Annotated in this window: 23 protein-coding genes; 16 read left to right on the top strand and 7 right to left on the bottom strand. The window is 41.9% G+C overall.

What is annotated here, in order from left to right:
- The first annotated feature begins 45 nt into the window (after positions 1 to 45).
- On the top strand, positions 46 to 1,149 hold the full coding sequence (locus AC21OG_RS07505) for a PhoH family protein (protein WP_487378200.1): 1,104 nt from the start codon (positions 46 to 48) through the stop codon (positions 1,147 to 1,149).
- Between the two features lie 6 nt (positions 1,150 to 1,155).
- Here AC21OG_RS07505 and AC21OG_RS07500 read toward each other — a convergent pair whose 3' ends face one another.
- Complete coding sequence (locus AC21OG_RS07500; protein WP_486546986.1) at positions 1,156 to 1,335, bottom strand: hypothetical protein; 180 nt, start codon at positions 1,333 to 1,335, stop codon at positions 1,156 to 1,158.
- A 112-nt stretch (positions 1,336 to 1,447) separates the two neighbouring features.
- On the opposite strand from AC21OG_RS07500, the gene ybeY reads away from it, so the two are divergent.
- Positions 1,448 to 2,011 (top strand): rRNA maturation RNase YbeY, encoded by a 564-nt coding sequence (ybeY, locus tag AC21OG_RS07495; protein ID WP_487378202.1) that lies wholly within the window; start codon positions 1,448 to 1,450, stop codon positions 2,009 to 2,011.
- Between the two features lie 65 nt (positions 2,012 to 2,076).
- Entirely contained in the window at positions 2,077 to 3,150 is a 1,074-nt protein-coding gene (locus AC21OG_RS07490) for a hypothetical protein (protein ID WP_487378203.1), read from the top strand.
- Between the two features lie 240 nt (positions 3,151 to 3,390).
- On the opposite strand, the gene AC21OG_RS07485 is transcribed toward AC21OG_RS07490, so the two are convergent.
- Complete coding sequence (locus AC21OG_RS07485) at positions 3,391 to 3,822, bottom strand: ACP-like domain-containing protein (RefSeq protein ID WP_487378204.1); 432 nt, start codon at positions 3,820 to 3,822, stop codon at positions 3,391 to 3,393.
- Between the two features lie 829 nt (positions 3,823 to 4,651).
- On the bottom strand, positions 4,652 to 6,040 hold the full coding sequence (gene fumC / locus AC21OG_RS07480) for a class II fumarate hydratase (RefSeq protein WP_487378205.1): 1,389 nt from the start codon (positions 6,038 to 6,040) through the stop codon (positions 4,652 to 4,654).
- Between the two features lie 340 nt (positions 6,041 to 6,380).
- On the opposite strand from fumC, the gene AC21OG_RS07475 reads away from it, so the two are divergent.
- From AC21OG_RS07475 to AC21OG_RS07465, 3 genes are read left to right on the top strand one after another with little or no spacing between them, the layout of a single operon-like run.
- Entirely contained in the window at positions 6,381 to 6,980 is a 600-nt protein-coding gene (locus AC21OG_RS07475; protein WP_486546992.1) for a 5-formyltetrahydrofolate cyclo-ligase, read from the top strand.
- Positions 6,977 to 7,276 (top strand): hypothetical protein, encoded by a 300-nt coding sequence (locus AC21OG_RS07470; RefSeq protein WP_486546993.1) that lies wholly within the window; start codon positions 6,977 to 6,979, stop codon positions 7,274 to 7,276. The genes AC21OG_RS07475 and AC21OG_RS07470 overlap by 4 nt, the downstream gene beginning before the upstream one ends.
- A 42-nt stretch (positions 7,277 to 7,318) precedes the next feature.
- Complete coding sequence (locus AC21OG_RS07465) at positions 7,319 to 7,750, top strand: hypothetical protein (protein WP_486546994.1); 432 nt, start codon at positions 7,319 to 7,321, stop codon at positions 7,748 to 7,750.
- 87 nt (positions 7,751 to 7,837) lie between these two features.
- Here AC21OG_RS07465 and AC21OG_RS07460 read toward each other — a convergent pair whose 3' ends face one another.
- Positions 7,838 to 9,214, bottom strand: a complete 1,377-nt coding sequence (locus AC21OG_RS07460; protein ID WP_486546995.1) for a Na+/H+ antiporter family protein — start codon at positions 9,212 to 9,214, stop codon at positions 7,838 to 7,840.
- Between the two features lie 592 nt (positions 9,215 to 9,806).
- Between AC21OG_RS07460 and lon the strand changes: the two genes are divergently transcribed.
- The 5 genes from lon (at position 9,807) to AC21OG_RS07435 (ending at position 17,823) form a co-directional block, all read left to right on the top strand.
- Complete coding sequence (gene lon / locus AC21OG_RS07455) at positions 9,807 to 12,254, top strand: endopeptidase La (protein WP_487378247.1); 2,448 nt, start codon at positions 9,807 to 9,809, stop codon at positions 12,252 to 12,254.
- A 340-nt stretch (positions 12,255 to 12,594) separates the two neighbouring features.
- Positions 12,595 to 13,146 carry a superoxide dismutase family protein gene (locus tag AC21OG_RS07450; RefSeq protein WP_487378206.1) on the top strand — a complete coding sequence of 184 codons (552 nt, stop codon included), beginning with the start codon at positions 12,595 to 12,597 and terminating at the stop codon, positions 13,144 to 13,146.
- Between the two features lie 486 nt (positions 13,147 to 13,632).
- Positions 13,633 to 14,703, top strand: coding sequence for a recombinase RecA (recA, locus tag AC21OG_RS07445; protein WP_486546997.1), 1,071 nt, complete (start codon positions 13,633 to 13,635; stop codon positions 14,701 to 14,703).
- Between the two features lie 42 nt (positions 14,704 to 14,745).
- A complete protein-coding gene (locus AC21OG_RS07440; RefSeq protein ID WP_487378248.1) occupies positions 14,746 to 15,861 on the top strand; it encodes a regulatory protein RecX in 1,116 nt (371 codons plus the stop codon).
- Between the two features lie 744 nt (positions 15,862 to 16,605).
- The gene (locus AC21OG_RS07435) at positions 16,606 to 17,823 is read left to right on the top strand and encodes a hypothetical protein (protein WP_487378207.1); all 1,218 of its coding nucleotides are present in this window, start codon (positions 16,606 to 16,608) and stop codon (positions 17,821 to 17,823) included.
- Between the two features lie 40 nt (positions 17,824 to 17,863).
- Here the strand turns inward: AC21OG_RS07435 and AC21OG_RS07430 are convergent, their stop codons facing one another.
- The gene (locus tag AC21OG_RS07430; RefSeq protein ID WP_487378208.1) at positions 17,864 to 18,466 is read right to left on the bottom strand and encodes a GNAT family N-acetyltransferase; all 603 of its coding nucleotides are present in this window, start codon (positions 18,464 to 18,466) and stop codon (positions 17,864 to 17,866) included.
- A gap of 592 nt (positions 18,467 to 19,058) precedes the next feature.
- Here AC21OG_RS07430 and truD point away from each other — a divergent pair.
- Positions 19,059 to 20,297: a tRNA pseudouridine(13) synthase TruD gene (gene truD / locus AC21OG_RS07425; protein WP_487378209.1), complete on the top strand. Its 1,239-nt coding sequence runs from the start codon at positions 19,059 to 19,061 to the stop codon at positions 20,295 to 20,297.
- Between the two features lies 1 nt (position 20,298).
- Here the strand turns inward: truD and AC21OG_RS07420 are convergent, their stop codons facing one another.
- Positions 20,299 to 21,216 carry a PHP domain-containing protein gene (locus tag AC21OG_RS07420; RefSeq protein ID WP_487378210.1) on the bottom strand — a complete coding sequence of 306 codons (918 nt, stop codon included), beginning with the start codon at positions 21,214 to 21,216 and terminating at the stop codon, positions 20,299 to 20,301.
- 368 nt (positions 21,217 to 21,584) lie between these two features.
- Here AC21OG_RS07420 and AC21OG_RS07415 point away from each other — a divergent pair, with 368 nt between their 5' ends.
- The 4 genes from AC21OG_RS07415 to mnmC2 all read left to right on the top strand — a co-directional run bounded on the left by AC21OG_RS07415 (position 21,585) and on the right by mnmC2 (position 25,935).
- Positions 21,585 to 22,142: an inner membrane-spanning protein YciB gene (locus AC21OG_RS07415; RefSeq protein WP_487378211.1), complete on the top strand. Its 558-nt coding sequence runs from the start codon at positions 21,585 to 21,587 to the stop codon at positions 22,140 to 22,142.
- Between the two features lie 72 nt (positions 22,143 to 22,214).
- On the top strand, positions 22,215 to 22,511 hold the full coding sequence (locus tag AC21OG_RS07410; protein WP_487378212.1) for a YciI family protein: 297 nt from the start codon (positions 22,215 to 22,217) through the stop codon (positions 22,509 to 22,511).
- Between the two features lie 106 nt (positions 22,512 to 22,617).
- Positions 22,618 to 23,268 carry an SH3 domain-containing protein gene (locus tag AC21OG_RS07405; protein WP_487378213.1) on the top strand — a complete coding sequence of 217 codons (651 nt, stop codon included), beginning with the start codon at positions 22,618 to 22,620 and terminating at the stop codon, positions 23,266 to 23,268.
- A 204-nt stretch (positions 23,269 to 23,472) separates the two neighbouring features.
- Positions 23,473 to 25,935 (top strand): tRNA (5-methylaminomethyl-2-thiouridine)(34)-methyltransferase MnmC2, encoded by a 2,463-nt coding sequence (gene mnmC2 / locus AC21OG_RS07400; RefSeq protein WP_487378214.1) that lies wholly within the window; start codon positions 23,473 to 23,475, stop codon positions 25,933 to 25,935.
- Here the strand turns inward: mnmC2 and AC21OG_RS07395 are convergent.
- On the bottom strand, positions 25,932 to 26,771 hold the full coding sequence (locus tag AC21OG_RS07395; RefSeq protein ID WP_487378215.1) for a tRNA threonylcarbamoyladenosine dehydratase: 840 nt from the start codon (positions 26,769 to 26,771) through the stop codon (positions 25,932 to 25,934). The two genes, mnmC2 and AC21OG_RS07395, sit on opposite strands and share 4 nt — an antisense overlap.
- Between the last annotated feature and the right edge of the window lie 198 nt (positions 26,772 to 26,969).

Raw genomic sequence — 26,969 nt, 5'->3', positions numbered from 1 at the left:
CCACTCATTTAATAATAAAACCATAAACAAGATAAGGATTATAACTTGACTGAAACTGTCACTCGTAAAGTAAACCTAGACTTCTTAACTTCCCCTCAGCTCAAAACGGTCGTTGGGGAATATAATAACCATCTAAAATATATCCAAGACCGTCTTGGTATCCATATCAATCAGCGCCAACACAAGTTTACCTTGGCAGGTGATTTAACCGCCGTAGAGCGTGGCGACTTTATCTTAAACAAACTTGCCAATGAAGCCCAAACTACCGAAGATATCGCTCCGCAAGAGCTACACCTTATCATTCAAGCCAGTATGTCTCGCGACTTTGATAGCTACGCTACTCCGGCTAAAGAAGACTCTGATGAGGCAGCCTCTGAAGACGATGAACTTGACCCTGAGACTCCTAATACTATCGCCTTAAAGACTCGTAAAGGTAAAATCATCCCACGCGGTGGCAACCAAACTCGATACGTTAACCGTATCTTGACCTCTGATGTGTCATTTGGTGTGGGTCCTGCCGGTACAGGTAAGACGTATCTGGCCGTAGCCTGTGCGGTTGATATGCTTGAGCGCAATGAGATCGAACGTATTTTATTGGTCCGTCCAGCAGTGGAAGCAGGGGAAAAGCTAGGCTTCTTACCGGGTGACTTAACTCAAAAGATTGACCCTTACTTACGTCCTTTGTACGATGCCTTATATGAGATGCTTGGCTTTGAAAAAGTAGGCAAATTGATCGAAAAGCAAATTATCGAAATTGCGCCACTCGCTTATATGCGTGGCCGTACGTTAAATAACTCATTTGTCATTTTGGATGAGGCGCAAAACACCACGCCTGAGCAAATGAAAATGTTCCTTACCCGTTTAGGCTTTGGCTCACGAGCAGTCATTACAGGGGATGTGACTCAAGTTGATTTACCGCGCGGTCATAAGTCTGGTCTTGCGCAAGCCATTCAAATCTTAGGTAAGATTGATGAGATTCACGTCACCTTATTTGAGTCAAAGGATGTGGTACGCCATCAGCTGGTACAAAAGATTGTCGAAGCGTATGGGGTTTGGGATGAAGAACAAGAAGCGTTAAAAGAAGCGCGAAAACGTGCTCGTATTATGGAACAAGAGCGCAAAGAAGCTGAGGCTAACTCAAAGTCTTAGCGTCATTCAATTTGATGGTAATACACTTTTATTGTCAACTAAAGCTTTTTGTTCGCGACGAACGTAGGACTCACAATCCTTTGGTCCTACTTCTTTGGTTTTAAGTGTCATTTTTAGCAGTTTAGAATTTAATATCAAAGAAATAAGGCTAGATAGGTTATATCTGGCCTTTTGTTTGTCTGACACTTTATAGTCCTTTCCATCCTCTTAGCTCTTAGCTTTTAGATATCCAATCTATTAAACTTGAACGATTCTATTAAGCTTAAACGATACATTGAATTAACCCCTGAGTCCTCATATGAATAACTCTAGTAACCATATCGTTAATGTCAGTCATTCAGAATCTCTCCTGAATGACTTTATTGAAACTAATTATTCGGTAGACTTTATCGAAATAATATTAATAACCACGCTCAACGTTATGGATAAAAAAGTTGAGAATGGTATTCGTCTGCCCTATTTTGCAGAACTAAAGTCTTCAGAATGGCTTCAGAAGCCTAAAGAGCTGGGTGTTTATATCACTGATCCGACTGAGGGTCGTGCGTTGAATTGCGAAGCGCGTGGTAAAGACTATGCGACCAATATCTTATCTTATCCCAGTGATCTGCCGTTATTGCTTTTAGATGAGATGCCTGCGATACCCTTAGGCGAATTAGTGATTTGTCATGAGGTGGTGGTGTCGCAAGCTGAAGAACAACATAAGACGGTGCAAGATCATATCACGCATCTTTTGGTACATGGCATATTACATCTTTTAGGGTTTGATCATGAATTAGGTCAGGCTGAGCAAGACGAAATGGAGAGCTTTGAGATAGAAATTTTGGATAAATTAGGGGTAGCCAATCCTTATATTGCCAAGTAAGATGGTTTAAGACGGCTCATTTAGGACAGCTCATTGAAAACGGATCATTTAAAACAGGAAGTTTAATGGCACTCATCAATATAAAATCAGTCAAAACCATACCCTCAATAGTTATCGCAACCCTGTTAAGTGGCAGCTTATTAACCGGTAGTCTATTAAGTAGCTGTGTCAGCTCGACGGGTGAGATACCTATTACGTCGCAACAAAGCGGCAATCAAAGCATTAATCAAAGCCTTGTTCACTCTCAAGAAAGAGAGGTTGTCTTTATTAATAAAGACGAGGCCATTAAACGGTTAAGCTCAAAAGATGCCTATATAAACGCGTTAAGCGATTTTGACTGGCAGGCTATTTTTAAAAGTGACCATAAACTTAGCCAAGATGAATTAAAAACATTTTATGGCAAATCCGTACTAGAGTGGGATGACAGCTCGATACGTAAAGTAAAGATAGCTGTAGATTTACTTAATAGTAGGATTGCCAAGCTGAATTTAAACGCTCCTAAAACGATAAATATCATATTAACCGATGGCACAGACAATGGTGGTTCTGCCTATACTCGAGAAGACTATATCGTTTTACCGATTACCTTTATCAATGACAGTAACTCGCAAGCGTTCATTAATCGACTGGTGGCTCACGAATTCTTTCATGTTTATTCTCGCTATAATGCCAAAGACCATGACAAACTTTATGCCACTATCAACTTCCATAAAGTGCCACCCGTTGTTTTATCTAAGCCATTTGAAACCCTTAGAATCACCAATCCTGATGCACCCTATTTAGAGTATGGTATTGATCTTGACTATCAAGGCCAGGAATACACCTTTATCCCCTTATTGCAGTCTTTTATGCCGTATGACGTTGAGAGTAACTTACCCTTTACGTCCTATGCAATTGACGGTTTGCTCGCTGTAGAAGAGGTCAATGGGACGATGCAACCTATCAAGCATGAGGGGGAACCCGTGTTTGTCGATCGAGATGAGACTAACTTTAAACAGGCTGTCAAAATTAATACTTCATACGTCAGCAGTCCTGAAGAGGTTTGCGCTGAAAATTTTGCACTATGGGTAATACAAGAGGATATTGAGCACCCCCAACCTGTCAATCGGCTGATTGATGTGATGAAGCGTATTCGGTAAAGGGATGACAGTTAATAAATAATTTTAGTCTATCAAATTAAACTGTTTATTCTGAGAACGCTAACTATGATAACGATAGCTTTCTAAAAGAATCCGATGTGACATCTAGCCACGATAGTAGCGTAAAGCGTGATGAACTCCAGAATTAAAATTATATCGGAATAATAAAAAAGACATTGTCATAGGTTATGACAAGGTCTTTTTCTTTCTTCTATTAACGAATGAGATTAACTCATTGGACTAACCTTTAATTTTCTTGACTGATTTAACATCGCAGCCTTTATAAAGGAATTCACTGTTCGCATTTTGAATGTTGACGCTTGATTTATGATAGTTATTAAGTCGTAGGGCGTCACTCATTATGCTAAAGTTCTCTTCATCACCAAATACGGTGTCCACATCGTCTGAACGTCCAAGATTAATCGGTAAAAATCTAGATTTCCCGTTTAGATAAGCTTCCGCATATGTTGGTAGGTTTTGTTTATTAAATCCATATTTAACACTGATCTTATTGTTATTTTGGCAAGTATAATTAACTTGTCTGATTTTCACCGCAGAATCATAGCTCTTTGCAGGATCCATAACTTGGTCAGTATAAGCAAGCGCTGATCCTGACGTTAAAGTTGCTGCTAAAATTATGGCAGATGATAATAAGGTTGTTAATGTCTTCATAAAAATACCTCTTTTGAGTAAATAAAACATGATAAATGACTTCAAATAAAACCAAGCCTTTACCACCAAAAGAGAAACTAAAACAGCCTCTAATTAGTGTCTATGTTAGGGTCTGTTCAACAGACCCTATATATAGCGTATAGCTTTTCGTTGAGTTTTACTTTAGTTCCAATTGAGAGAATATAATAAATTAATTTTGATTTTATGCTGTTGTTGGCGCGTAAATATATTAGAATGTTTTGTTATAACATAACATAAAATGTGAGTTATTAGCCGTTTTTTCTGTATGGAATGTTACTGGTCGATATTTTTACAAGAATTAGATTGAGAGAATAAATCCAAAAGGCTAACAACGGCCTCACCCATTCTTTAAATTAACTCATGATGTTGCCTTGGGACGCGGTTTAGCCACGATTGAAGCGGCTATCCTTGGGGAAGAACGACGTTGCGGACGCTTAGCCAGTCCCGTTATCGCAGCGCAGGAACGGTACTGGCTTTAGCGAGCGCCGTCGTTCGAACCAAGATAGTAGCAAAAAGCGTGAATAGCTCCAGAATTAAAATTTATAGAGACACGAACGAAAAGACCTTGCCATATGAAATGACAAGGTCTTTATTATTCAATAAACAATATTATTAATCTTGCATATCTGTGCAGAATTTGAGTAGCAAGTCAATCAAGTAAAAGCACGAAAAGCCATAGGCTGAGCTTGATTCATACTTAAACTTAAGTGGGTTAAATTTGAGTCTGCTACAAGGCGACCGACCGAAGATTGTACACGTCGTACATCAAGGACGGTCAACACCGTAGCGGCTCAAATTTAGCACACACTTATTTAGGGTGAACCATATCGGCTGGCGTAACCCACTCATCAAACTGAGCTTCGGTTAGTAAATCAAGCTCTACCGCTACTTGCTTAAGGGTTTTGTTTTCTTTATAGGCGGTTTTGGCAATCTTAGCCGCATTCTCGTAGCCGACATGACGGTTTAGCGCGGTGACTAACATCAATGAGTTATGTAAGAAGTCATCAATTTTGTCTTTAACCGGCTCGATACCTACTGCACAGTTCTCATTGAAGCTGTTGCAGGCATCGCCCAATAACTTGATAGATTGCAGTAAGTTATAAGCGATAACTGGCTTATAAACGTTTAATTCAAAGTTGCCAGACGCACCAGCCATGCTGATAGTCACATCATTACCCATCACTTGCGCCACAACCATGGTCATGGCTTCTGACTGAGTGGGGTTAACTTTACCAGGCATGATTGATGAGCCTGGCTCATTTTCAGGAATGGTTAATTCGCCAAGACCACAGCGAGGGCCAGAGGCTAACCAGCGAACGTCATTAGCGATTTTGTTCAGGCTTGCCGCTAGTGTTTTTAGCGCACCTGATGCAAATACTTCGGCATCGCGAGCTGCTAGGGCTTCAAATTTGTTTGGCGACGTTACAAATGGTAGGCCGGTTAGCTCTGATAATTGCTCAGCGGCTTTAACCGCATAGTCTGGGTGTGAGTTAAGACCGGTACCGACCGCTGTACCGCCTAGTGGTAATTCATATAAGCCTTGTAAAGCATTGTCAATACGCGTTAAAGCATGGTCTAATTGGCTCACATAGCCGCTGAATTCTTGACCTAAAGTCAATGGCGTTGCATCTTGTAAATGTGTACGGCCAATTTTTACGATGCTATCGAATTCTTTGGCTTTTTTGTCTAGCGTGTCACGTAGTGCTTTAACCGCTGGGATTAACAGGCTATTGATTTGACGCGCTGCTGCCACACGAATAGCCGTTGGGAAGCTATCGTTGGTTGACTGTGCATGATTGACATGGTCATTTGGATGGATTGGCTTATAAGTACCACGAGGGTTGCCGGCAATTTCGTTCGCACGGTTAGCAAGCACTTCGTTCATGTTCATGTTTGACTGTGTACCAGAACCGGTCTGCCATACAACTAATGGGAACTGATCAGTAAGACCACCATTAATCACTTCGTCAGCGGCTTGGATAATTAAGTCACGCTGGCTCTCTTCAATACGGCCAAGGCTTGCATTAGTGATAGCCGCTGCTTTTTTAACCAATGCCATCGCTTCAATCATTGGACGAGGTAGGGTTTCGCCACCAATTTTGAAGTTCTCACGGCTACGCTGAGTTTGAGCACCCCAATAGGCATCCTGAGGTACTTCTACATTGCCCATGGTATCTTTTTCGGTACGAGTTGACATGATGTCTCCTGTTTTTGTTATAAAAATCTAAAAGAATTTGTTATGGTACTACTGATTATAAAATAATGACTGGCTATAAAATAACTGGCATTGATTGCTCAGATCACCAGCAAAGGCGGTATAAGTTAAATCGAGCGCAATTATGATAGCATGACTCACTACCAAACGCATTTAGAGCGGCCATAAAATCATGATGAAAGTAAGCACTCACTTACGATAAGATGCCGTTAATAATACGCCTAGTTTGTCAAACAATTCAAGCTAAGTGCTGTGTCTATATTTTACCAAGCCCTTACTACTCAGCTCCCTAAATTTTGACCCGACTATTATAAAGCAAACTATGACCAATAACCCTTCTCGACGTAATATTAATAAACAGCGCCGCGCCCTAACCGAGCAGCAGCGCCGCAATGCCGGCAGTCTTGCCAGTCGGCACTTGTCAAAGCTTGCCTCTCGCCTGCCTAAAGGCGCTAAAGTGGGTGTTTATATCGATGATTTTGGTGAATTACCGACTCAGCCTCTACTTAACTGGTGTCAGCGTATGGGCTATCAGGCTTATCTGCCGGTGATTAATACTCGAGGTCGGGATAATAAACACATCCGCTTTGCACCTATCTATCACAGCAAACTAGTGAGCATTCCAACGGTTCGCCACAGCTTCGGGATGAAAGAATCTAAGAGCAAGCACTTACTCAATGCTGATGCATTAGATCTGATTATGTGTCCGCTTGTCGCTGCCGATGAGCATGGCAATCGTATGGGGATGGGAGGTGGCTTTTATGACACTACTTTAGCCCGCTCTTATAGATACAATCGTAAAAAACCATTACGTGTTGGTTGGTGTTATGAGTTCCAAGTCGTTCCACAACTACACACTCAGCCGTGGGATGTGCCGCTTCATGCGTTAATTACCCCTAAAAAAATAAGGTGGTTCAAATGAGTGCTGATAATAAGTTACCTGCTAAAGCAAGTTTAAACTCCTCAAACCAGAGTACAGACCATAATGATGATAATGCCTGCACCCTCTCTAGTGCTGATAGCGTGGACCGACATTTGCAGCAGTTAGAACAAAAGAATAGCACTCTTAATCAGCGTCTGTTATCGCCTGAAGAGCAACTTTTTACGCAAAAGGAATTGGGCCGTTTAATTAATCCCGACAAGTTGAAAGTCTTGATGGAAAGTGGTGATGATCTAGTCGGCTATTTGACGTCTGAGATTGATAAGTTTGCGGACTAACTAACGCATTAAAATACTAGGGCAAACTTCTAAAAGGACCATATGAAAAATACAAGGCAGTATCTACCTTCAGTTATCGATTATATAAAAGCCCATCCCTTTAAGGTTGTCTTTGTCATTTTGTGGGCAGTGTTTGTCTATAAAATTATTATGGCGGGATATACGCCCGACCCATTCGCTTCACGTTATTCTAAAGATTCTGATCCAAACAGCTATCCTATCGACTTAATTATCAATATGAATGCGGTGATGTTTTTTCATATAACTGTATTGGGGGTGAGTGATTTTTATATAAAAAGTCGCTGGAAGTTCCTGCTGATGTTAGCCATCACTTTGTTGCTACTAAGCTTCTTTATATTATTTATCATGCATGCGTCGCCACCACTGGCTAACCTTGTATTTTGGCTATTACTCTCTTTTATTTATCTGTTATTAACCTGCATTTGGCAGGTGTGTCGCTATTTTTATAACTAGCACATCTAATCTCAATCCACAAAAAAGCGAGCGTCGAATAGTCGTCACTCGCTTTTTTATTTTAAAATTTACCACAAATACAGCAGGTTACAATACCATCGCTGCAATCCATCCGAAGAGTAATAACGGAATATTAAAATGCAAAAAGGTCGGAATAACACTGTCTTTAATATGATCGTGCTGTCCATCCACGTTTAGTCCCGAGGTAGGTCCTAAGGTAGAGTCAGATGCTGGTGAACCTGCATCCCCAAGCGCACCAGCTGTACCGATAATAGCGACCGTCGCTAAGGGTGAAAAGCCCATTGCCGCACAAAGCGGGACGTAGATGGCGGCAATAATTGGAATAGTGGAGAAAGAAGAGCCGATACCCATGGTGACAATCAGCCCAATCGCTAACATGACCAAAGCGGCTACCGCTTTATTACCCGCAAATAAATTCGTGGCACTCTCAATAAGCGGCGCAATTTGATCCGTGGCTTTCATCACCTCTGCAAAGCCTTGTGCGGTAATCATAATAAAGCCAATCATCGCCATCAGCTTAATGCCTTCATTGAACACATTGTCCGCTTCGTTCCATTTAACAACCCCCGTTGCCATAAATACGCCAAACCCAATTAAGGACCCTAAGAGCAACGAGTCCGTATAAAGCTGAACGATAAATGCCGTTACGATGGCTAATAAGGCTATCAGTGTCTTACCTTTACTTGGGGCAGTGGCTGAAGTCGTGGCCTGAGTCAATACATCCGCGCTTGTCCCCGCATTATTTAAAGTATCTCCATCTAATGGTTGGGCGCTTAAGCTATAGTGACGCGGCTTACGATAACTAAAAAATACTGCGATTAATAAGCCGCTTAGCATGCCAAGTGCCGGAATAGCCATGGCGTGCATCACTGAAATATTTGCGGTATCAAGCCCTGCTTCACCGACGTTTTTTAACATAATTTGGTCGAGATAGATTTCACCAAAGCCGTAAGGCAGGAACATATAGGTGGTGACCAAACCAAAGGTCATCAAACACGCCAGCAGACGCCTGTCTATTTTAAGGCGATTAAATACCATCAGCAGTGGTGGTATAATTAACGGAATAAACGCAATATGAATGGGTATCAAGTTTTGACTAAACACACTCATCAAAATCAGCCCAAAGAACAGCACCCATTTAATCGAGCGAATGCCGCGACCGCCTTGCTGGTGGTTAATATGATTGATGACTGTAGTTGATAAAGACTGCGGTAATCCTGAATGGGCGATGGCCACGGCAAAGGCACCCAGTAAAGCATAGGACAACGCAATTTCAGCCCCATTTTTAATACCGTCTTGGAACGCAACTAAAGTAGCATCGATACCCAGCCCCCCTACTAGCCCACCAACGACAGCACCTATTAATAGGCTAAGCACCACATGTACTCTTGCAAGTGATAGGCCCAACATCACAATCACGGCTAACAATACCGCATTTACCATATTTACTCCTAATAGTTACTCCTGGATATGGAACTGATTGATTAAACAAACACTTATATAACAATATTTAGATAGTATCTCACCCCAAAAAGATCACCTCTTCCTGCCAATGCCAGTCAGATAAAGCAGACTGCCATGACACCATAACTCGGATATTTTACTTAATTTCGAGTCGATTGTTAGGCTAAGCCTTATAAGACAAGACATGATAAGGTAATAAGAATTAAGATAATAAAACTAAACTTGCAATTAAGACCGATGACCACCATTTAATGAGTCATAGCATGAAATTATACCTTATCTATTAAATAACCTATCCTAGTTAGACTCGATGAACCTATTATTGGTAGTATTTAATTTGTTGCGTTAGTAATTATCTTGCTCGATAGGGTAATTTTTAGACAGGGTATCACTTCTGATAAAGAAGACATGTGTCACACGAAAAGGAAAAAATATGAGTAAATCCGATAAAGATTATGACAGTAATGTTGAGCAACAACATGATGACAGTATCGATCAGGAACACGTTAAATCAAACGATACGGAAAGCTCTGCTGATGACGCTGATTTAGCGCCAACAGATTCAGAGTCAATGAATGTGGCACCGAGTAATGAGACCGAGCCAACCTCTTTACCCTTGTTGGCTCTTCGTGATGTCGTGGTATATCCGCATATGCAGATCGCCTTGTTTGTGGGTCGTGAGCCTTCTGTCAAAGCAGTCGAGTCTGCGCAACAGTCCTACAATGACTTGGTGTTAGTCGTCGCTCAAAAAGACTCGCTCACTGAGGATATTGACCAAGACAATCTTTACGAATATGGCACCGTGTGTCGTATAGTGAGTACTATGCCTCATGACAGTGATGAAAACTGTATTAAGGTTCTAATTGAAGGTCAATACCGAGTAAAAGTTGACAGTGTGTTTAATGTCGGTACTGAGTTGCATGGTATTTTCAAACGTAGTGATATTACTTTGGCGATGGATGAGACGCAACAACAAAATACTATTGAGGCATTACGTAGCCTTTTTGCCAATTATGCTGAAGCGCGTCTGCGTAATAGTCGTGAACTGATACGCGTATCAGAACGTATCGAAGATTTGTTAGAGCTGGTGTATTTTATCGCCACCCGGGTGTCAATGGATCTTGATGTCAAACAGCAATTACTCGAGCAAGATGATCTTGCTTTGCACATCAATACTTTGACCGAGTACCTTGCAAAGCAAAGCGCTGAACAATCTATCGAACAAGATATACAGGACGCTGTACGCCGACAAATGGAAAACAATCAGCGTGAGTACTTCTTAAATGAGAAGATGAAAGCCATTAAAAATGAGCTGTCTGATTTAAGTGATGGTGCATTTGATGCCGAAGACGATATAGATGAGCTTGAGAACCGCTTAAAAGAAGCTGACTTACCTGATGATGTTCGCAAAAAAGCAGAACAAGAGTTTAAAAAGCTAAAAATGATGCCACCGGCGTCTAGTGAATCATCGGTTGTACGTAACTATGTTGAGTGGATTTTAGATACCCCGTGGAAGAAGACCACCAAAGTATCCATCAAGCTTGATAAAGCAGAAGCGGTACTTGATGAAGATCATTACGGTCTAAAAGATGTCAAAGACCGCATTTTAGAATACTTAGCCGTGCAATCTCGTGTCAAAAAGTTGCGTGGTCCGATTCTATGTTTGGTCGGCCCTCCGGGTGTCGGTAAGACGTCATTGGGTGAGTCTATCGCTCGTGCCACTGGTCGTAAGTTTGTGCGTATGGCACTTGGCGGCGTACGGGATGAAGCTGAAATTCGCGGTCATCGCCGTACTTATATCGGAGCGATGCCCGGTAAGATCGTCCAATCTTTGGCCAAAGTCGAAGTGAAGAACCCACTGTTTTTATTAGATGAAATCGATAAAATGGCGCAAGACTTCCGTGGCGATCCAGCTTCTGCACTATTAGAAGTATTGGACCCGTCACAGAATGATAAGTTTAATGACCATTATTTGGATTTAGATTTAGACTTATCTCAAGTGATGTTTATTTGTACCGCCAATAGCATGGATATACCGCCAGCGCTTCTCGATCGTATGGAAGTTATTCGTCTACCCGGTTATACCGAAGATGAAAAAATTAATATTGCTGAGAAGTACTTGGTGCCAAAAGCCATTAAGCAAAACGGTCTTAAAAACAACGAAATTGAGATAGTGCCTGAAGCCTTGCACAGTATCGTTCAACGCTATACCCGTGAAGCGGGTGTGCGTAACCTTGAGCGGGAAGTCAACAAGATTTGCCGTAAAGTCGTACGCGAATCTATTGATAAATATGGGGTTAAACCCTCTAAAAAGACCAAAATTGACACTGTTGTGGTTAATGTTGACAACATCAGTGACTATCTAGGTGTCCATCAATATGACTTTGGTCTTGCTGAAGAAGAGCCAGAAGTTGGCCGCGTCACTGGGCTTGCGTGGACCAGTGTTGGTGGTGAGTTATTAACCATCGAAGCCATCACTATGCCGGGTAAAGGTGAGTTTGTTTATACAGGGTCACTTGGTGATGTGATGAAAGAATCGATTCGTGCTGCCATGAGTGTGGTTCGGGCACGAGGTGAGACCCTTGGTATCAGCTATGAAGACTTTAAAGCTAAAGACGTCCATGTGCATATGCCAGAAGGTGCGACACCCAAAGACGGTCCTTCAGCGGGTATTGCTTTAACTACTGCGTTAGTGTCTGCAATGACGGGGATCGCTATCCGTCCAGATATTGCGATGACAGGTGAGGTTACCCTACGTGGTAAAGTATTGCGAATTGGGGGACTTAAAGAGAAGCTTCTAGCGGCACATCGAGGTGGTATTAAGCATGTACTGATACCAGAATCTAATGAGCGTGATTTGGTTGATATTCCAGACAATGTAAAAGAAGGTCTGACCATTCAGCCAGTGGCGACCATTGATGAAGTACTAAAAGTCGCTTTGGTCAAAATGCCGAAACCTATTAAACCTAATAAGGTCGCTGTGGATACTACTAAGTCATCAAAAGCACTACGTAGCTAACCTATGAATTGACCTAAGTTTAATAGGAAGCGACTAGATACTTAGTGTCGATGTATTTCTAATAGAACGTTATTTTCAAAAGCTGCTTATCTTATAGATAAGCAGCTTGTTTTATTTGTCAGGTTTGTCTCATATAGATGTATGATACAAGAATAGAATGCAACCATTGTTTACTTTATTAACATTAAATAACTTATTGCAACGCTTACACTAATTGTTTCATTAATCATAGCGTTATACTAATTCATGTAAGTATTCTAAATATAATAAGCCCAAACATTATTTTAGCTCGTATTTATAATTATTAGTTGAATATACAGTCAATTTATTGGAGACAAATATGAAAAAATTATTAACGACCTCAGCTATTATAGCTTCTGCCATTACCCTTAGTGCTTGTCAAAGTAGTAATCCTAATATAAATGGCATTGATCATACGGATCCTGTTCTTAAGTCGAGCATATATACAGTTGATCAAAACCATGCTCAAATCGGTGAGATGTATTTGCGTCCTGTAGTTGGCGGCGTACAAGTATTTGGTAAGCTTGAGGGACTAAACCCTGGTTCGACAGTTGCCGTCCATATCCACGAGACGGGTAGCTGTAAAAATATGGCTAAAGCAGCAGGTGGCCACTACAATCCTTATGATAAGCCACATGGTAATCCCGCTTCTGCAGAAAGCCATGCAGGCGACTTACCTAACGTCACTGCTGATGCGAATGGTGTTGCCACTATGAACTTTGTTAAGAAGGATATCTCTGTTGCGATGTCAGGCGTTAACAGTGTCTATCGTCGTGCCTTTATCGTACACGGAGGTACTGATGACTATGTTAGCCAACCATCAGGTAATGCTGGTGACCGTATCGCCTGTGGTATCATTGAAAAGATCTAAAATAATATGTTAGAATTTATATTGTAATACCTTGTACATTGTACATTTAAAGGGTCAGCTTTTTATTAAGCTGACTCTTTTTTTTGCTATCTCATAACTCTGTTTTACCATCGTTTATCTTCCATCAGTTAAGTATTGACTTAGTTAGGCTAATGCTCAAAGGGTTGGTTTAACTAAAGCCTTATCAACTCCTTTATCTACCTTGGATTATGACCTTATTTGTCTCATTCAAACATCCTTTTTATAAATATGCCTATCCGTTTTAGTTATTCACGACAATACCTGTCGCATGGTCACCGCTACCCCCTATCTAGTTACGCTCAATTTGTTATACTTACCTCATATCAGAGACACTCAGTCTCCCCTCCACTTTACTCTAAACTTAATAATTCAACTATAAACACAATAAATCCACTTAAGCGATATAATGAAATCCCTTTAACTTTAACCTTAACGATAAATTATCAATACAATCAGGACATCACTATGGATGACAACAAAGCCAAAGCGCTCAAAGCTGCCTTAGGTCAGATCGAAAAACAATTTGGTAAAAATACCATCATGCATCTTGGCGACAACTCTGCGGTGTTAGATGTTGACGTTGTGTCAACCGGTTCGCTCGGTTTAGATATCGCCCTTGGTATTGGCGGATTGCCAAAAGGTCGTATCGTTGAAATATACGGTCCAGAAAGCTCGGGTAAAACAACCTTAACGTTACAAGCTATTGCAGAGTGTCAAAAGCAAGGCGGTACTTGTGCCTTTATCGATGCTGAGCATGCCTTAGACCCTATTTATGCGCGGAAGCTTGGCGTAAATACCGATGACTTATTGGTATCACAGCCCGATAATGGTGAGCAAGCGTTAGAAATTACTGACATGTTAGTGCGTTCAGGCGCTCTTGATATGATCGTCATTGACTCGGTTGCCGCTTTAACGCCACGTGCTGAGATTGAAGGTGAAATGGGCGATAGCCATATGGGTTTACAAGCGCGCTTAATGAGTCAGGCACTACGTAAAATCACTGGTAATGCCAAGCGCTCTAACTGTATGGTGATCTTTATTAACCAAATCCGTATGAAAATCGGGGTTATGTTTGGATCGCCTGAAACCACAACCGGTGGTAACGCCCTTAAGTTCTATGCCTCAGTTCGTTTAGACATTCGCCGTATTGGTGCCGTTAAGAGTGGCGATGAAATTATTGGTAACCAGACCCGTGTTAAAGTGATTAAAAATAAAATGGCACCCCCTTTCCGCCAAGCAGAGTTTGAAATCACTTATGGCGAAGGGACCAACCATTTAGCCGAAGTTATTGACCTAGGGGTTGATATTGGTGTCGTCGGTAAAGCCGGTGCTTGGTATAGCTATGGTGATGAAAAGATTGGTCAAGGTAAAGCCAACTCAGTGCTGTTCCTAAAAGACAATCCTGCCATTGCTGAAGAAATCGAAGCCAAGATTCGAGCGGAAAAGTTGGCTGTCGATCCTGAAAAAGGCGCTGAAACAGAGGCTGATAAGCTTGCAGACCCTGAACTTGTGGCTGAAGAAGACTCTGAGGTTTAAACCCTTATTTCTTAATCCTTATTCCTGAATCCTTATTGAATGATGAAAATAAAAACGTTAGCGCAAATTCTAGCTGATACTCCACAAACATCAAAGAGGTCTCACGAGAATAAAGCGCTTACAAAACCACCGAAACTAGCCCACCCAAAGCCACGTGCAGCGTTAACCTCTGCCCGTGGCTTAGCTGTGTCTGACAATAATGAGAATGCACACTCAGGCCATTTAAATCTAGACACAAGCTTAGACCCAGTCACTTATTCCTCTCATTCTTCTTGCTCCATTGAGCCTCACAACGACGGCCATAAACATAAGAAACGAACAAAGCGGCGAAAAAAAACCTTTCACCCTGCCTCCCCCTACCTTCCTAAAATTAACACCAATGAGCCTATTAAAGAGGTCGATCCTAACAGTATCAAAAATCTGTTGGCTCAAGTAAAAGCAGAAAGTGATACCAATACTCAGACCGATAACCATAGCGATAACCATAAAAAAAATAACCATTTTGAAACTAAAAAAGCCGACTCCAATAAAACTGCTTGTGCAACAGACCAGAATTCTGGTATAGATAATCTTCCAGAAGCCCTTAAAGCGTACTTAAAAACCCCTGAACAGCGTCAAGCTGAGAAAGAAGAAATTAAAGCAAACAGTCGCCTACGTTGGTTGGCGTTTTATTATCTGTCACGCCGTGAACACTCCGCGGGAGAACTGCGTCAAAAGTTAATCGATAAAGAACAAGACCCTGCTAAGATTGATGAGTTGTTGGCAGAATTTGCTGAAAAAGGCTATCAGAGTGATTACCGTACGGCGTTAATGCTCATTAGAGAAGGTATTCGAAAACGTCATGGACGAGTACGGATTAAGAACGATTTTTACAAGCGTAAAGTTGAAATGCCCTCGAACATCGACGAGCTCATTGATATGGCGATGGCGGACAATGAAGAGTTTATAGATGTATTATCAGATAATGATCTAGTCGAAGGCGTCGACTGGTTGCGTTTGGCAGTGGAAGCTCGGGTAAAAAAATACGGCAATGCCATTCCCACAGAACAAAAACAAAAAGCAAAGCAGTTGCGTTTTTTGCAATACCGAGGTTTTAAGCCGAATATTTGTTTTGAAGCCATTAAATATAACTTAGATAACCTGATCGATCGATACTGAAAATTGATATTATCAGTTAATTCATTTATAAATATTTTTACATGATCAAGGCTTTATAGTTAAGGACATTAAAAATATTAGTTTAATCAATTGTTGCAGCTAAGTTTTAATCAAGATTGTTACGACTGATATTAAATATTAAAGTCATTATTTTTATAAATCGTCACTTTTCCATAAATATTCCTTAATTTTTTCCTTCTAAACACCTACCTTACCTTTGATTTTCTGTTTTAATAGACCTATCGGTACTTAATAGCATAATACAAACGTCAGAGGGACCTAAAAAGTTATTCTTAATCTACTTTTAACGGCTATTTGAATAATTAAAGTGTTTTTTGCTGGTTATAATACTGTGAAAATCCAATTCTCTGGATAAATGACACTCAAAGAACTTTAAAGTAGTCACAAGGCTACCGAGTGCAAGTAGCAAGTAATACGTGAGTAGGCTTAACAAGGTTAACGCTGTTACTCTTTATAAGTTCGCTGACTATATCGACTACACTATGATTTATAAAATAATATAAATGATGTGTATAAATTTAGGGTGTGATTTTATTTATTGCAACGTCTATTATTACTTTTCGATAGAACGAAGTGGCACTTAAAACCATCTAAAACCAACCTATAAGGACATAAAAAACGATGCTAAACACTAAACAAAAGTCTAAGCTAACGTCAAATTTAAATTACCTGTCACATACAATGCCACCGCTTTTTACTATTTCAAAACATCGGTCATACTCCATGACTAAGACTATTCTAGCACTTGTAGTTGCATCAGGGTTCAGTCTCACGGCTCATGCTCAGCAAAACATCAGAGTAAATCAGGTATTTAATGGTGAATTATCGGAAGCTAGTGATTACGATAACAAAGAGTCCAGATTTTATAATCAATTTGAATTATCAGGTCGATCAGGCAAATACGTGCAAATAGATATGGTGTCAAGCGAAATTGACTCACAGCTTATCGCTTCCGATAACCCCGAAATATCTGATATTTACGCTTGTGATAACTGCTCAATATCGGAAGATGATGATAGCGGTATTGGGAATAACAGCCGATTAATTTATCAAATACCTAAGGAAGGTAAAGTTTACATTCAAGCTAGATCTTATGAAAATCAATTTGGTCCTTATTCAATTCAAAGTAAATACCTACCTAACCCTTCAGTCCCAGATCTTCAAAGCATTTCCAGAAATACGCCGTCAACAAGCTTCTTTGATAGCCAATCTTCAATAAATAATGAAGGATATTATTACGATTTATATCAAATAAGAGGTAATCCTGGTGAAGTAGTAAGGGTCAAAATGCAATCAGATGATGTGGCAAGTTATATCGATTATGGCTCAATGGAAGATGGGGAGTTTGTTTCTTCAGCTTACGATGAATCACAACTTATCACTAGTAGAAACGATAGTAATGAGCGCTTGACTTTTAGATTAGATAATAGAGGGCGTGCTTTAATTAAAGCTTCTTCTAAAAAGAAACTAGATATTGGAGAGTACCAGATTTCATACGATGTTATTAATGCTGTAACTGATATCAAGCCAATGTATGAAATAGGCGCTAACCAGATAGTACAAAGCAAACTTACTGAGCAAGACCCCTTATATCGTGGTGATTACTACATACATAGTTATAAAATCAATGGTCTGCCTGGGCAACGTTATCTGGTAACAACGTATACTAGCGATCTTGATACGCAACTCTTATGGGGACGTATGGTTGATGGAGAATTTGTCATTGATTTAAAAAATGATGATGCAGATGAAGCCGTGTATGAAGATGCTTACAGTGAAAATGACTATGATGAATTTGCTGAGGCGATAGCAACTGAAGAAGGTGGGTTAGACTCTGAACTCTCTGTTATATTAGATCGAAGTGGGCAACAAGTTCTTGTTGTTACTAGTTATGAACCAGAATCTACAGGTAACTATAGTTTAAAGGTTATGGAAGAATAAAACTGTTTGGTATGATTCATATAAATATAGTGACACTAATTTAAACCCATTTTTCTAATCCCAGTAGTTGCAGATTTTCAAATTTTGGCACTCCATTATTGCTGTCAATAGGAAAAGGTTGGTTCTGACCACTGAGCTGATATCCGCGGCGCTGATAATACGCCAACAAGTCAGGGCGCTGAGACAAAATACTCATGGTTAATCGAATCTGACCAGTACTATTTGACCGCAAGTGCCGTTCTGCAAAGGTTTCGACCGCTGATAAGATTTGATTACCCACACCGACCCCTTGCAAGTTTGGATCTACTGCAAATAATCCAATATATGCGCTATTGAGCTCCGGCTGGAATTTAACAGAGATACTGCCTAATAGCTGTCCTGTTTCAGGGGCGTCAACGTTTGAATCGGGTTTAGAATTCTGCTCACTTAATTCTGAGCGATTGACTTCAGGATAAACAAAAAAGTAAGTGTTATCATCGTTAATAATGGAGGTAATCTCTTCAGGTGTGGTACGAATCCCACCCACCAAGTGGGATTCGTTGGTCCAGCCGACGTCACTCCGAAACGTTAGGTTTAATAAGTCAACGATGGCGGGTACATCTTCTATCGTTGCTTGTCGTAAAAACACCTCTGGCTTTGACATAGTAAATAACTCGTAAAATAAAGTTAGGTAGCATTAAAGAGCAAATGCACTAGTGTGAGCATTCTGCTCTGTCTTATTTATTCTGCACTTAATGAATCGACAATTATTTAAGCAAATATTACACGCTACAATCAATTTATAAAATACTGTTTTGCACTCTCTTTAATATCAATAATTCCAATGTGATACCAAATCTAAAAATCGACCTATCGAGGAAGGCAAATCCAAACGCTACAAATCAAACCCTTCAAATAGTCGGTTCAATGAGTTTGACTGAGACTGACCAAACCCGAAAAGGATAGGTTATTTTAAAGAAAAGGTATGGAATACCGTCGTGAGCGTAAAAAGAGAGTGCGGTTTAGCCTCGATTGTAGCGGTATACTGCTAGGTTAGGCGTGCTGCTATGACAAGTGTTGGCAAGGCAACGCGAAGCAAGTGACTTGCCAACACTTAGTCATCGCTGCGCCTAAACTGGCAGATATAGCGAAAAAGCGAGATTAGCTCCCACAAAATTTTAATCTTAAAACCCGTACTGACAACATAAGCCATTATCCATGATATTATCACCGCAAACTTCCAATCTGAGTGTTTTATGACCGATACCTGCCCTCTTGAAACGATACTGTCACCCGATGATATCAAGCAATTAACCGATACCAGTCAGTTAGCACAGCCTTATCGACCGCCTATTTTGAAGGCAACGTTTAAACAAACGCCTCAAGACTTTGAGGTCACTGAAGTGCTCGATATTGAGTTCAGTGGTGAGGGTGAGCACTTATGGATGCTGATTAAAAAGACGGGGATGAACACCAGTTATGTCGCTGAGCAACTGGCCAAATGGGCTAAAATTTCAAGCCGTGATGTGGGCTACTCGGGCTTAAAAGACCGCCAAGCCGTGACCACTCAATGGTTTAGCCTGCGACTTCCCAAAAAAGAGCTACCAGCAACGACGTTTAGTGTTTTTATCGCATCAACGGCATCAACACAGGCCATATCAGTTCAATCGCATCAACATCAATCCCATCAACCTCAAAATCAACCTACAGAAAGCATTGAAATACTTAATCAAGTTTGGCACAGCAAGAAGCTTAATAGAGGCACGCACGACGCCAATCACTTCGTTATCGTGTTGCGTGATATTGAGCTCGACCCTGATGTGGCATCTAATCAAAACGCAGTAGATGAGCTGTTAAATGTGATTAAAGGACAAGGCGTGCCCAACTACTTTGGGGAACAGCGCTTTGGTCGTAACGGCAGCAATATCGCTGACGCGGTTGAGTGGTTTGAGCACGGTACCATCAACGGGCGAAAGCCGCATCCGAAAAAGAGCCGTGATCGACAGTCGATAATACTATCCTCTGCCCGAAGTGCTATTTTTAATCAGATACTAAGCAAGCGCGTGGCAGATAATAGCTGGCATATGGGATTAGACGGTGATGTATTCAACTTAGATGGCTCAGGCTCAGTGTTTGCTACTGAGCAACTTGATGATGAATTACGTAATCGATTAGCGACTGGTGACATTCATCCAACAGGACCACTTTGGGGCATTAACAATGACAAAGTTACGGGGGCTGCCAAAACATTAGAAGAGGCCGTTATTAACGAAAATCCGGTGCTGCAACGTTTGGCTCAAGGTCTTGAAGCCAAACAAATTAAAACCATGCGCCGTGCACTGCGTATGCCAGTCAGTGACTTGGATTGGTCTTGGGATACCGATGACTTACACACGCACTCACAAAATCCAAACTTGACGTTAGCGTTTAGCTTGCCGACGGGTAGCTTTGCCACCAGTTTACTCGCAAGCTTAGTCCAACTTTTGCAACGCTAAATTAGGCAATCATATCTTCGATGACTAGGGTTTGTCCTTCCGCTAAGCTTGGGACATCCCCCAATCGACGCCAAGGCATACTGGTACCATGAAAGTCGCTACCAGTAGAGACCTGTAGACCATGCTCGGCGATACAGCGATCTACCATACGACGCTTGCTAATCGGCTCATCAATACTCGGTAACTCACAAGCATCACCGCCGAACTGAGCAAACTCAGCAATCAGTTTTCGCACTCGAGTTGCAGATAAATTGTAGCGGGTAGGATGGGCCAATACCGCTTTACCACCACAGCGATGTATTAAACGAATCGTGTCTTGCATACTTAAGGTTTCGATAGGAACATAAGCGGCTTTATTATCGGCTAGATACTTATCGAACGCCTTTTGCATGGAGGGAACCACCCCTTCTTCTAACATAACTTTGGCGATATGCGCCCGTCCGACGGCATCGGCATTGCCGTCTGCTTTGTCTAATACCGCTTGCCATAAACCATCAAAATCATGACCGGTTAATTCAGCGACTTTTTCAACAATCATCCGTCCTCGGTTGCCACGACTGGTCTGAATATGGGTCAATGTGGCATTCATTTCATCGAAGTTATCAAACCCCAAAGCAAGCACGTGGATCACCTTATCTTTCTCTTTATTTTTGCCATAGCCACCAGTTAAGGTATGTTGACAGCTTATCTCCACCCCATTGATTAGGGTCATGCCCAACTGTTCAGCGACTTTTTTGGCTTCCGGAATACCCTTTAAGGTATCGTGATCGGTTAAGGCAAAGATATCGATATTGGCATTATGGGCTTTTTGTAGTAGCTCGGTGGGAGAGTTACTGCCATCTGAGCAGGTACTGTGGCTGTGTAAATCGATACGTTTATAAGCAAGACTTGAGTATGATGCGGACTGACTGTTTGACATATTTAAAGGCTTTCATGTAAGAATTATTAAAAAGGGTTATTCAAGTAGTTATTGTAACGGTTAATTAATTATTATGTCGAAAAATTGGTAAATGGACGTTTCCATCGTAGCAATGCCTTTTTTTTGTGGGTCAGGGCGTGTAAACTATTGCCACAGATTACATTCAATCGTTTATAGTCAACACGTATAGTCAGCGAACTACTAAACGGTTACGGCGTTAACCTCGTTAAGCCTACTCCCGTATTAGATGCTACTTGCACTCAGTTGCCTTGTAACCATTTTAGGCTTCTTTGACTATACATTATAGTCTATACAGGTTTTAAGAACTGAATCGACTCATCCCCTTCTTCTTACTTATTGTGACCAATATGAAAGCATTGCTGGACTTTATACCTTTATTAGCGTTTTTTTACTTTGCCAAAACTCAAGGCATTTTAGCGGGTGCTGCGGCGATCTTAGTGGCAACGATCGTGGTTGCTGTCATACATTTAATCACTCAGAAAGGTCGCCTTACTAAACAACAAGCCATCACGCTCATACTTACCGTGTTATTTTGTGGATTGACCTTACTATTTAGTGATGATATTTATTTGAAATGGAAATCTACGGTTATTAACGGTATCTTTGCGGTTGCGCTTATTATCAGTGTCTTAATTGGTAAGCCTTTATTACAGATGGCGATGAAGAATGTGTTTACGCTTACCAAGTCAGGCTGGAACAAACTGACTATTGCATGGGCAGGCTATTTTATTATCATGGCAGGGCTACAGTACTATTTTGCGTTTTATACCAGTAATGAGACTTGGATCAATTTTAAGAGCTGGGGCTGGCTACCCTTTATGCTGGTGTTTATGGTTGGGCAGTTTGTTATACTTAAAAACTATATCAATCCTGAAATCAGCGATGATAAGTCTAAAAGGCCATAACGCACCATCAGCGTCTATCCCTTTTCGGACTTACGTTCTATCTACTTGCGTTCATGTTATATGAGGTCTTTTATGCCACAATTTATGATTATCGGTCATGATGTTGCTGACTCCACTGAGCTTAGACAACAAACTCGTCCGGCTCATGTCGAACGTCTAAAACAACTAGAGTCCGAAGGTCGACTCATTATCGCCGGTCCTAACCCAATCGAACATGGTAAAGATGCCATGTCAGGCAGTCTAATCGTCGCCGAATTTGAGAGCTTACAAGCCGTTCAAGACTGGGCCAGCGAAGAGCCGTATTTAAAAGCTGGGGTATACAGCCATGTCGATATTAAACCGTTTATCAAGACGTTACCTTCTGCTTAAATAGCTGCTCATTTTATTAATAATAAATCAGTATTAGGTTAACCTTCTTTTAAACTTATATTAGCCTCCTATTAAATAGCCACCGGCTCTATGGAATCAAACTACCATGCCTGCTTTTGAAAACTTTACCTATCGATCGGATGTGCCCCACTCTAACGCAACACATCATAATGTAAATGATAGCCAGTGTCCTAGCACCGAGACATTCCTCTCACTATGTAGAGCGACTACTGTTGCAATGGTGTGTACGCTAGCCGTAGGTATGGTTCCAATGACGGCGTTCGCAGAGCCAACAGTGGTGGTGAACAACCCCAACCCTAATAGTGCTCAAAACGCGGCACCCAATACTGCTGCGAATAATCAAAATCCTAACGGAGCTTACAATTCCAATGCTGCGGCCGATCCGCAAGTAGCACCGCCACCCGCCAGCCCTTTTAACAATACAACTAATCAGCAAAATCCTAACGGCAATCCTAATGCAATAGGCGCACCCACTGGCAATGCCTTGGACAATCCCAATAGCCTAGCAAGCAATATGCACCCAAGTGATCAAGCGCTGTCAGATGCTAACCAACAACTGCTAAGTCGCAATGCTCAGTTACAACGCGATGTAAATGATCTTGAGACTCGAGTCAACGTATTGATTAATGAGCGCAGTGGGCAACTGTTTATGTATGGCGCAGTCACCGTTGTGTTGTCATTATTTGCAGGGTTTGTATTGGCATGGTTTATTTTTAGCCGTCGTGAACGTTGGTAGGCGCATAACGCTATCTTAGCTTAGGACGAAAACCAAGACCAAAACGAAGACCAAGACCAATTCCAAGACCAAAACTAAAACCAAGTCATAGACCAATGCCAAGATTAAATATAAAACAAGACTGAACCGTACTATTCGAGACTGACTCTTTATTGGTATATTGAATATTGATATATTGAGCCACTGGTCATTAGGGTGATGCAAATGAATGAGGTTACGCCTGCACAACTCACTTGGACCGAGGACGATTTGGGCAACTTAGTGCCCGTCTCTGAGATTTTTGGTGATGTGTATTATTCCTTAGCGGATGGCCTATCAGAGTCGAGATATGTCTTTATTGACCAGAATAAGCTACCTGAACGCTTCTTAGCGTTATTTGAAAATGCCTATTGTCAAAGTAAAACTGTTCACATTTCATTGAATCATAACGACAGCGATTGTCACTCTACCCGCAATGAGACTAACATTTTTACCATTGCTGAGCTTGGATTTGGCACAGGTCTTAATGTACTCGTAACGTGGCAGCTATGGCGCTCGATCAAATCAAAAGTTCGCTCGACAACTGAGCTAAATGACGACAGTCTGTCAAACCCACCTCGATTGCACCTTATTAGCACTGAAAAGCACCCACTAACCCATGCCGATTTGACCCGTAGCCTTGACAGTTGGCAACATAAAGACCCAAGCTTATCGCCATTGATTGAGCAATTATTGGCACTCTACCCTACCTTAATATCCGGCTGTCACCGTCTGCATTTAGACAGTGATGTGACGTTGGATCTATGGCTGGGCGATGCCGCACAAAACCTACAAAAGATGGCTGGTCCAAATGGCAGTACATCTCACCTCACGCATCAAACACAGACTCAGACCAATCCAGCTTATCAGTCTTATCATTCCATGCCAGCCAGTGTTGATGCCTGGTACTTAGATGGCTTTGCGCCGTCTTGCAATGAATCCCTGTGGGCGGATCAGATATTTGAGCAAGTGGCTCGATTGTCAAAGTCAGGATCCACAGCCGCTACGTTTAGTAGTGCCGGTGTGGTCAAACGGGGCTTAAGAGCGGCCGGCTTTGCTATTAAAAAAGCCACGGGTTTTGGCCGTAAACGAGAAATGCTCACGGCGACTAAACATCAGGATTTGACAGATAGCACTACGGATAATTTGCTACGTAACGAGTCAGGTCATGATGGACACGTTGAAAACCAGCGTGTTGAAACAGTACCGTATGAAACCCAGCAAGTTAATCTGCCAAAAGAGATACATTCCAAAATATCAAACAATACTCGTCAAGTTCATCGTCACTTGTATCATCATGTGGCAGTGATCGGTGGCGGTATTTCTGGTTTAATGTCGGCATGGGCGTTAGCGCAGCGTGGTATTCAGGTAACTATCATTGACAAACAAGCGCCCTTAGCTGGCGCATCGGGTAACCCACGGGCACTACTGGCTCCGAAGATGACGCCTATTGGACATGTGGCAGAGCATCTGCACAGTATCAGCTATTTATACTCTGAGCGCTTTTATCGTCAATTAGACCATCAATTAGATCGGCAATTAGATCGGCAACGTCAGACGCAGGAAACTAATGATGAGCCTATTTTCAGTCCTGTCTTTGAGCCATGCGGTACGCTCGATCTACTGCTAAAAGCCAATGTGGATGTTGAACAAATCGCTCAATACCCTGATCAAATGGCGACCACCTTATCGCCTACAGACGCCAAAGAGTTATCAGGTCTCACCCAACAAGATCTCAAGCAAAACTTATATCTACCTCAAGCAGGATTAGTGAACCCAAAAGCCTTATCAGAGATTGTATTAGCGCATCCGAATATTGGCTTCAAACAAGGCACCATTGAGCGTATAGAAGTCTCAAATAACGCAGCACAACCCACGAATAAACGCACCGATAAAGCTAAGGATAAACATAATAATGAAGCTAAGGATACAGCCAAAGAGATAGAAGCAGAGATAGATTCAGACAGTTTTAACGGTGCAAATAAAGCCTTAAACCAAAGCGTCACTCTTCAGGTGGCAAATCAAGACAGTATCGTTGCCGATGCGGTTATCATTGCTGCCGCATTTGACAGCAAATATTTGGACTCACGACTATTTGAATGTCGCAAAATCCGAGGTCAGTTGTCTTGGTTTGAGCCCACGGCTGATCAGCTTGCAGCGCTACCCAAGCTACCGCTTAAATATGGTGGCTATTGTGCTACCTTTACACCCCGTCATCACGATGAACAGCTGAATACAGTGACGCCTAACAACCCAACATTTTTACTGGGCGCAAGCTTCGTGCGAAATGATATTTCTACTGACATGCGTGACAGTGAACACGCTGTCAATCGTGATAAGCTGGTCACCGCGATTCCCGAGTTAGGGTCTGTGCTAAACAATACGACAGAAAGCCAATCATTTGCAGGATGGCACGCCCGTGTTGGCATCCGCGCACAGACACCTGACTATCATCCGTTGGTTGGGCAAGTCGATGATGCGGGGCTCATCTGGACAATGAGTGGTATGGGCTCAAAAGGCTATGCGTTTGCTCCACTATGCGCGCAAGTATTGGCCGACTGCATGACGGGGCAATTCACTCCGCTACCCAGCGCCTTATTAGACAGGCTCTCACCGCATCGCAAAAGCTTACAAAAGCCGTTATCCTAATGACTCAATAACGTCAACGCTTCACTCACCATCACCATGCCCACCACTGAAGTGATAGCCACCGCTGAGCCATAACCGCCACAATGCAGCCCTCCGTTCCCTCCAGTCCCCGCAACTTGACAGCTACCATCGGCTGACTTATTAACAATCGGCGGCTGAGTCGAATACACACAGCGAATACCAAACTTCTCTTTCATCTGTTGATTGATACCATGCTCATGGCGCAACTTACTGCGCATACGCGCCAACAATGGGTCTTGATAGGTGTCCTTTAAGTCACTGACTGTGATTTGCAGTGGGTCGGTTTTACCGCCTGCACCGCCCGCACAAATCAGCTTTAGCTTATTAAATCGACAATGCAGCGCAATTGCCAGTTTGGCTGCCATATCATCGGTACAGTCGAGTATCACAGTTGCCTCTCCATCAGCGAGTCTCGATTTAGCGTGCTCACGACTGGGTAATAATTCAGCGACATTCTCTGCGGTTAAAAAGTCGTCAACGAGGTGAAGCTCAAGTCTTGGATTGATTTGACGGGCTCGCTCTGCCATTTCCTCAATTTTACTTTTCCCAAAGCTTGAGTCCATTGCCGGTAGCTGTCGATTGACATTAGAGGCGACAAGCACATCCATATCTATCAATGTCAATTTACCAATCGCCGTTCGCGCCAGCCCTTCGACTGCCCACGTCCCTACACCACCAACCCCGATCACGATAACATGCGCGTTTTCAAAGTTCCTAAAGCTCTGTTGCCCATATAGAGTTTGCGTGCCTTGAAAACGGCGCGCATATTGAGTGGTGTCTATTTGTTGAGCCTGATCAAGCGTTTTGGATGTCATAATATATGTGCTTTTAATAAAGGTAATAAAACATAAAATGAAAAATTATAAACTGAAATAAGACAATATCACTGTGGAGCTCATCCAGCTTTGCGCTACTATCTTGGCACGCACTGAGGCGTGCGCTAAAGGTACGTGCCGTTCCTGCTATCACGATATCGCCACTTACCAAGCGCACGCACCTCAGTGCTTACCCAA

The sequence above is a fragment of the Psychrobacter sp. CX5 genome, from assembly GCF_057621535.2.
Note: the sequence above shows the minus strand (reverse complement) of the source record. Positions and strands in the feature narration are given on the sequence as shown.

Coding starts and splice junctions, on each gene's coding strand:
- AC21OG_RS07470 (WP_486546993.1), top strand. CDS start 6,977: ATGAGTGCTGATAATAAGTTACCTGCTAAAGCAAGTTTAAACTCCTCA.
- AC21OG_RS07460 (WP_486546995.1), bottom strand. CDS start 9,214: ATGGTAAATGCGGTATTGTTAGCCGTGATTGTGATGTTGGGCCTATCA.
- AC21OG_RS07475 (WP_486546992.1), top strand. CDS start 6,381: ATGACCAATAACCCTTCTCGACGTAATATTAATAAACAGCGCCGCGCC.
- lon (WP_487378247.1), top strand. CDS start 9,807: ATGAATGTGGCACCGAGTAATGAGACCGAGCCAACCTCTTTACCCTTG.
- AC21OG_RS07395 (WP_487378215.1), bottom strand. CDS start 26,771: ATGACATCCAAAACGCTTGATCAGGCTCAACAAATAGACACCACTCAA.
- mnmC2 (WP_487378214.1), top strand. CDS start 23,473: ATGAATGAGGTTACGCCTGCACAACTCACTTGGACCGAGGACGATTTG.
- AC21OG_RS07450 (WP_487378206.1), top strand. CDS start 12,595: ATGAAAAAATTATTAACGACCTCAGCTATTATAGCTTCTGCCATTACC.
- fumC (WP_487378205.1), bottom strand. CDS start 6,040: ATGTCAACTCGTACCGAAAAAGATACCATGGGCAATGTAGAAGTACCT.
- AC21OG_RS07405 (WP_487378213.1), top strand. CDS start 22,618: ATGCCTGCTTTTGAAAACTTTACCTATCGATCGGATGTGCCCCACTCT.
- AC21OG_RS07440 (WP_487378248.1), top strand. CDS start 14,746: ATGAAAATAAAAACGTTAGCGCAAATTCTAGCTGATACTCCACAAACA.
- AC21OG_RS07420 (WP_487378210.1), bottom strand. CDS start 21,216: ATGTCAAACAGTCAGTCCGCATCATACTCAAGTCTTGCTTATAAACGT.
- AC21OG_RS07430 (WP_487378208.1), bottom strand. CDS start 18,466: ATGTCAAAGCCAGAGGTGTTTTTACGACAAGCAACGATAGAAGATGTA.
- AC21OG_RS07485 (WP_487378204.1), bottom strand. CDS start 3,822: ATGAAGACATTAACAACCTTATTATCATCTGCCATAATTTTAGCAGCA.
- recA (WP_486546997.1), top strand. CDS start 13,633: ATGGATGACAACAAAGCCAAAGCGCTCAAAGCTGCCTTAGGTCAGATC.
- AC21OG_RS07410 (WP_487378212.1), top strand. CDS start 22,215: ATGCCACAATTTATGATTATCGGTCATGATGTTGCTGACTCCACTGAG.
- ybeY (WP_487378202.1), top strand. CDS start 1,448: ATGAATAACTCTAGTAACCATATCGTTAATGTCAGTCATTCAGAATCT.
- truD (WP_487378209.1), top strand. CDS start 19,059: ATGACCGATACCTGCCCTCTTGAAACGATACTGTCACCCGATGATATC.
- AC21OG_RS07465 (WP_486546994.1), top strand. CDS start 7,319: ATGAAAAATACAAGGCAGTATCTACCTTCAGTTATCGATTATATAAAA.
- AC21OG_RS07435 (WP_487378207.1), top strand. CDS start 16,606: ATGACTAAGACTATTCTAGCACTTGTAGTTGCATCAGGGTTCAGTCTC.
- AC21OG_RS07490 (WP_487378203.1), top strand. CDS start 2,077: ATGGCACTCATCAATATAAAATCAGTCAAAACCATACCCTCAATAGTT.
- AC21OG_RS07415 (WP_487378211.1), top strand. CDS start 21,585: ATGAAAGCATTGCTGGACTTTATACCTTTATTAGCGTTTTTTTACTTT.